The sequence below is a fragment of the Caulobacter sp. P4_E5 genome (assembly GCF_056401555.1).
This window is the reverse complement of the sequence record NZ_JBFUJD010000077.1, coordinates 21,440-28,029: the sequence shown is the minus strand read 5'-3', so window position 1 is coordinate 28,029 and position 6,590 is coordinate 21,440. Positions and strand designations below refer to the sequence as shown.

General features: G+C 66.1%; 5 protein-coding genes. 1 reads left to right on the top strand and 4 read right to left on the bottom strand.

Annotated elements, in window-relative coordinates; genetic code table 11:
- The first annotated feature begins 376 nt into the window (after positions 1–376).
- Positions 377–886 (top strand): Lrp/AsnC family transcriptional regulator, encoded by a 510-nt coding sequence (locus AC1DSO_RS20035; protein WP_477070483.1) that lies wholly within the window; start codon positions 377–379, stop codon positions 884–886.
- Between the two features lie 70 nt (positions 887–956).
- On the opposite strand, the gene AC1DSO_RS20030 is transcribed toward AC1DSO_RS20035, so the two are convergent.
- From AC1DSO_RS20030 to AC1DSO_RS20015, 4 genes are all read right to left on the bottom strand, one after another.
- A complete protein-coding gene (locus tag AC1DSO_RS20030) occupies positions 957–2,552 on the bottom strand; it encodes an amidohydrolase (protein ID WP_477070482.1) in 1,596 nt (531 codons plus the stop codon).
- A 437-nt stretch (positions 2,553–2,989) separates the two neighbouring features.
- Positions 2,990–4,123, bottom strand: a complete 1,134-nt coding sequence (locus AC1DSO_RS20025) for an adenosine deaminase family protein (protein WP_477070481.1) — start codon at positions 4,121–4,123, stop codon at positions 2,990–2,992.
- Between the two features lie 21 nt (positions 4,124–4,144).
- Positions 4,145–5,467 (bottom strand): NCS2 family permease, encoded by a 1,323-nt coding sequence (locus AC1DSO_RS20020; protein ID WP_477070480.1) that lies wholly within the window; start codon positions 5,465–5,467, stop codon positions 4,145–4,147.
- The gene (locus AC1DSO_RS20015) at positions 5,464–6,555 is read right to left on the bottom strand and encodes a nucleoside hydrolase (protein ID WP_477070479.1); all 1,092 of its coding nucleotides are present in this window, start codon (positions 6,553–6,555) and stop codon (positions 5,464–5,466) included. The genes AC1DSO_RS20020 and AC1DSO_RS20015 overlap by 4 nt, the downstream gene beginning before the upstream one ends.
- Between the last annotated feature and the right edge of the window lie 35 nt (positions 6,556–6,590).

The window sequence follows — 6,590 nt, the reverse complement described above, 5'->3', positions numbered from 1 at the left end:
ATAGAGAGACATGGCTTTGCAATACTCGCCGAAACACAGGCGTGCGAAATCTGCTTCTAGATTTGAAGTTGTCTCGACAGGTCTAGTTAAAAACGGCGCCGACCAGGCCCGCCGTTTCGGTCGCACACCCAACACGCCACGACGCTTTGCTGTCGCAGCAGGTTTCTGCTTGTTTCCACCCTGCGGACCGCCCATTAAGAGCGGCGTAGAAGAATTTCACGCTTAGCGTGTTCGCCGTCGCTGAAACAACGCGTCGCCTGCAAGTCGCGACGCACATCAAATTATCAAATTTGCTCTTGAACTACTTTCATAAATTGGCTTTTCAGCGCCAGAACTGTACTTCTGCTGCTGCTTTATGCACGGAGTTGCAAATTCGATGTCGAAACCTGACCACCTTGACCTCGATAGCGTCGATTATCAGATCCTGAAGGAACTTTCCGTCGACGGACGAGCCTCTGACGTCTGGCTGGGCGAACAAATCAACCTCTCCAGCACCRCCGTGGCGCGTCGCCGCAAAAGCCTGGAAGAGCGCCAGGCGGTGCTGAGCTATTCGGCAAATCTGAACCTGCCGATGCTCGGCTATAGTGTCGTGGTGTTCGTCGCGATCGAATTGAGCTCCCAGGCCGAGCGGGCGCTCAATGAATTCGAGCGTGAAGTCGTAAAATGTCCGTCCGTTTCCTATTGCGGCTTCGTTTCCGGAGACACCGACTTCCTGATCATGCTCAACGTCGAGTCTTTCGAGGACTATGATCGTGTCTATCGCCGCGAGCTGTCGACCTTGCCGCACGTGGCCAAGATCCGCAGCAGCTTCGTGATGCGCGAGGTCGCCCGGCGAGGCACGCCGCCGATCGTCTTTCAGGAAAAGGCCAAGGCGCGGCGCAGCTAACCACGCCCTGCCGGAAGCAATTCGGAGCGACGCCAAGCTCTCCGAACGCTTCCAGCAAAGTCATCCATAGCTATTTCGCAAGTCCATTCGGGTATTTGATGCCCAGCTGCTCCAGATAAGAGCCGTACTTGCTGGAGTCGTAGTAGAACGGCTCCATCTTCGGGCGCATCTTGGCCATGATGTCCTCGTTCAACCAGATCGCCGGCTTGTCGTCCTTGGTCAGCACCGGGTCGTACTTGGTGTCCTTCAGCTGGACGTTCTGGAAGTAGGCCTTGGCGTCGGCGACCAGTTTCGGCGTCGTCATCAGGTCCAACACCGTGAGAGCCACCGCCTTGGCGCCGACCTCGGCGCCCTTGTGGGCGATCGGCGTCGCCATCGCCATGGCCGAGGTCACGTTGTGGCCGATGGCGTTCGGGATGTTGGAGGGATAGCGGATGGTGATGGTCGGCACCGTCCACATCACGTCGCCGATGTCGTCCGAGCCGCCGCCCATCGAGGCGCCGCGGCTGTCCGGCGTCGACAGCGGCGCGACCTCGGTGGCCAGCGGCTGCAGCTTGAACTTCTGAGCGACCTGGACCGACTTGGCGAACGCTTGGTCGTCAGCGCTCCACTTCGGCATGCCGACGGCCTTGATGTTGGCGTAGGCGGCCTCGGCCAGCGGCTTGTTGCTGTAGTTGGGCGCGGCGTAGCCCAGCACCCGATGCTCGACCGTGGTGCCCGTGGCCATGGCCGCCGCCTGCGAGATGGTGTTGCCCAACTCGTAGAGATTGCGGATCGAGTCGAAGGTGTTCTCGCGGAAATAGTACCAGACCGTGGCGACGCCGGGGACGATGTTGGGCTGGCCGCCGCCGTTGGTGATCACGTAGTGCGAACGCTGGGTCAGCGGCAGGTGCTCACGCCGCATATTCCACGCCATGTCCATCACCTCGACGCCGTCGAGGGCCGAGCGACCGTCCCATGGCTGGCCGGCCGCGTGGGCGGTCTTTCCGTGGAAGGTGTATTCCACCGAGACCATGCCGTTGTTGCCGCCCGGGCCCCAGCCGGTGCTGAAGTCCTTGCTGACGTGGGCGAAGATCGAGGCGTCGACGCCGTCGAACACGCCGGCGCGCACATAGTAGGCCTTGGCCGCCAGCAGCTCCTCAGCGACGCCCGGCCAAAGCATCAGCCGGCCCGGAATGTGGTTCTTCTCCATGACGTCCTTGGCCGCCAGGGCCGCGACGATCATCATGGGCATGCCCGAATTGTGGCCCTCGCCATGGCCCGGCGCGCCCTCGACCATCGGCTTGATCTCGGCGACGCCGGGGTACTGGGACAGGCCCAGCAGGTTGTCGATGTCGCTGCCCAGCGCCACCAGCGGCCCGCCGCTTCCCCAGGTGGCCGTCCAGGCCGTGGGAATGCCCGCGACGCCGCGCGTGATCTTGAAGCCGTTCTTCTCGAGAATGCCCGTCAGATATTCAGAGGTGCGGAACTCCTGGAAACCGGGTTCGGCATAGCTGAACACCTGGTCGATCATCTGTTGGTTCAGCTTGGCCCGCGCATCCACGCCGGCGGTCGCCGCGGCCTTCATGGCGGCCGTGGTCTCGGCGTGAGCAAGGGCCGCCGGCGCGGTCATGGCCCCCGCCAGCAGAATGGCGGCCAACGCCTTGGTCTTCGCAATCTTCTTCATTCCAGTCCCCTGTACTGCGACGCTCGAAGGCCTGCCGCTCCTCTGAAGCGGAATGGACCTGCGCCGCTCCGGCTCCGGACCCGGAACCCACGCCAATCCTCGGGCCTGGTCTCGGCCGGCCCATCCCCGCAAACCTCACCCCGAACCGCACCCAAGCCACTCGACGAAGATTTTAGTCGTCGTTTTCGAGCTTAAAGACGCCATATCATGATGAAAACATGCGTTGACGATCCATATTCGTCACGATATTCATCAATATGAAGTAGTTTCGCGCGAAAAACCTTCGAGCCTTTTCAAGTGAACGATCTCGAAGCGATTTCCTAAAATCGCGGCGCCTGAATGCTGCTTTGATGACCTTAGCCGCGCCCCTCCCTTCGGGAGGACGACGGTCGGGTGACCTGTCCGACGGATGATCGCCGCCGACTGGCCTTGGGCGCTCACCGGCCGAACGATGCGGGGGACGGCCAATCCGTCTTGTCGACCAAGGCGTCGAACGCCGCCGGCCACTGCTCGCGCCAGGCGGCCTTCCGATCGGCGTCGGCCCAACAGCCCTCGATACCGTTCAGCATCATGTCGCGCAGATCGCCGACATCATAGCCCAGGTGGCTGTGCATCAGCTCCCAGGCGCCGGCCGGGCTGACATTGTGCAGCGTCGGGTCGTCAGTGTTGGGATGAAGCTTCAGGCCCAGTTCCGACATCGCGCGGATCGGATGGTCGAGCGCCCAGCGCTCCGGCGCGAGCGTGCGCAGATAGTAGGAGTTGGTGGGCACCACCGTGAACAGCACGCCGCGGTCGGCATAGCGCCGGGCGAGATCCGGATTGTCGACGATGGTGTAGCCATGGTCGATGCGATCGACTTCCAGCAGATCGACGGCGGTCCGCACATTGGTCCAGGGCATGCCGAACTCGCCGGCATGGGCCGTGGCCTTCAGACCATGGCCGCGAGCCAGGGCGTAGGCCTCCCGGAAGAGCTCGGGCGGGCGGTCATTCTCGCGATAGTCGATGCCGATGCCCGGCACGGCCGCGTCGCGATGGGCCAGCATCAGTTCGACCATCTCCACCGCGTGCGAGGCCTCGGCCTCACGGTCGATGGCGGGGATCAGCAAGGCGCTGATCCCGAAGTCGGCCGAGGCTTCGCGGATCCCCGCCAGGATGCCGGCCTGCGCCTGGCCATAGGTCAGGCCGGTGTCGCGGATGGTGGCCGTCGGATTCCAGAAGAACTCGGCGTGGCGCACGTTTTCCGCCGCGGCGTCCTGCAGGTACTCGTAGGTGATCCGTCGGAAGTCGTCGGGCTGGAGCAGCAGATAACGCTCCAGCGCCCGCAGCACGCGCAGCACCCCGATTGGCTTGCTGCCGCGCTCGTAGAAGGCGGCGATCTCGGCGGCGCTGATCGGCGCGCCGCGCGCCTGCACGAACTCGGCGAAGGTCTCGCGGCGGACGGCTCCCAGAAGATGGCAATGCAGCTCGATCTTGGGGATAGCGCGGAAAACGTCGCGCTGCGCCGCCGTCGTCGCGCGCCCCAGCGTGGACGCGGGAACGTTGCCGATGCTTTTTGAAGGCTCGATGATCATGGCGCCTTGAGGCTTTGAAACTTAGTGCGTGGCGGCGGTGTAGAAGTAGTAGCCAAGCGGGATGGCCAGGATGAACAGCCCGACCGGGATCTCCCGCGCCTTGCCCGCCAGCACCTGGACGATGACGTGGACCAGCAGGCCGCCGGCGATGCCGGTGCCGAAGCTGTTGGAGATCAAGGTCAGCAGCACCATGGCGATGGGCGGGAACAGGTCGGTCACCGTCTCGCCGCGCAGGTGGCGGATGGTGCCCAGCATCGAGACGCCGATCAGGATCAGGGCCGGGGCGGTGGCCTGCTTAGGAATGGCCATGGCCAGCGGCAGCAGACACAGCGCGCCCAGGAACAGCGCCGCGGCGGTGACGGGCGTCAGGCCGGTGCGGCCGCCCGTCTCGACCCCGGCCGCCGACTCGACCAGGGCGGTGCCGGCCGGGACGCCGATCAGCGGCCCCGCGGCGGCGACCAGGGAGTCGACCAGGAACGGCCGCTCGATGCCGGGCAGGTTGCCGTCGGCGTCGGTCAAGCCGGCCTTGCCGCCGATCGCCAGGGTCGTGCCCAGGGTCGAGAAGAACTCGGCGGCGAAGAAGGCGAAGATATAGGGCAGCGCCGCCAGGCTGAACGCGCCCATCAGGTCGACCTTGAAGGCCACCGGCGTCAGGGCGTGGGGCGCCGAGAACACGCTGGCGGGCAGCTGGGTCAGGCCCAGCGGCACGCCGGCCAGGGCGGCGGCGGCGATGCCGGCCAGCACCGCGCCGGGGACCTTGCGCGCCTGCAGGGCCACGGCGACCGCCAGGCCGATCAGGGCGACGACGGGCCCGGGCTGCGAGAAGTCGCCCAGCTTCAAGGCCATGGTCTTGGCGTTGATCGAGACCATGCCGGCGTCGCGGCAGCCCAGCATGGCGATGAACAGGCCGATCGACGCCCCCAGCCCCAGCTTGATCTGGGCCGGGATCATCCGCACCACCAGCTCGCGCGCGCCGGTCAGGGTCAGGACGATGAACAGCAGGCCCGACGTCATGGCGATGGCCAGGCCCGTCGAGAGCGGCACGTGCTCGGTGTGGGCCAGGGTCACGCCCAGGATCACCGAGCCGCCGATGCCGGGCCCGACGATGAACGGCAGGTTGGCGTAGAGGCCCATGGCGATGCTGCCCAGGGCCATGACCAGGATCGCCGCCGTGGTCGCCGCGCCCCGGTCCATGCCGCCGGTCGACAGCAGCGACGGGATGACCACGATCAGATAGGCGGCCGCCAGGAAGCTGGTCAGGCCGGCCATCATCTCGCGGCCGACCGTGGTGTCGCGGGCCGCCAGGGCGAAGCGCCGGTCGAGGAAGGCGTGCAGGCGGCTCATCGGGAGGCCTGCGCCACGAAGGTCTCGACGAAGCGGTCGACGTCGATCGCCCGCACGATATGGACCTCGCGCTCGCCGCTGTTGGGGGCCATGTCCGCCTTCCAGACGACCGGCTGGCCGTAGGAAGGACCGGCGAAGGTGTCGACGTCCATGCGGGCGACCAGCTCCTCGGTGACCAGCGAGCGGTCGATGGCGACGGCCACGGTGATCTCGTCCCACAGGGGCTGGCCGATGCGGGCATAGGTCTTGACGTAGGTCGCCACCGGCGTGCCGGAGGCGCCGATCCGGTCGACCACCGCTTGCGTCGCCTTGGCGGCGGCGGTGACATTGCCCATCACGGTGATCTTCTTCCACGGCGCGGTCAGCACGATGTGCGCCGCCTCCGGATCGAAGATGAAGTTGAAGTCGGTGGCGTAGTCGGTGTTGCCGGTCACCCGCGCCACGGCGGTGTCCAGCTTGCCGGGCTCGATGACGACCTCCTTGGCCAGGGTGGCCAGGTCGGGCGCGATCCTCAGGGCCAGGGCGATGTTGGTCAGGGGGCCGGCGCTGACCACCGTCACCTGGCCCGGGCGCGCGCGGACGGCGCGGATCAGGGCGTGGACCGCGTCCTCGTCCGACGCCTTGATCGTCGGCGCGCCCTCGGGCATCGGCGGGATCAGGTCGGGGTCCTGCGGATGGTAGGTGCGGCCGGGACGCGGCGTGCTCCAGGCGCCCTTGAACGGCACCTTGCCGTAACGCGCCTCCCAGTTGGCCATCTCGGCCTGGGTGCGGATCAGCGGCATCTGGGCGCCGAGGTGGACCGGCGCGTCGGGGCGCTTGGCGATCTCGAGGAAGCGCAGCGCGTGGGCGGCCTCTTCCTTCAGCCAGGCGTCGCCGGTGACGACGCCGATGCCCAGCAGCTCGACCCGGTCGTCGCGCAGCAGCGGGATCAGCGACTGGATGTTGCTCTGGCCGGGGCCCAGGAAGTCGTTGTCGAAGAAAATCGCGACCTTCTCTTTCGAGGCTGGCGAGGCGGTCTGGGCGGATGCGCCGCCCGCGAGCGACAGGCTCGCGAGCAGCGCCGCCAGGCCAAGGGCTGCTGGACGCAAACAAGGGGGAAAGCGACAGGGCAGCATGGGAGGTC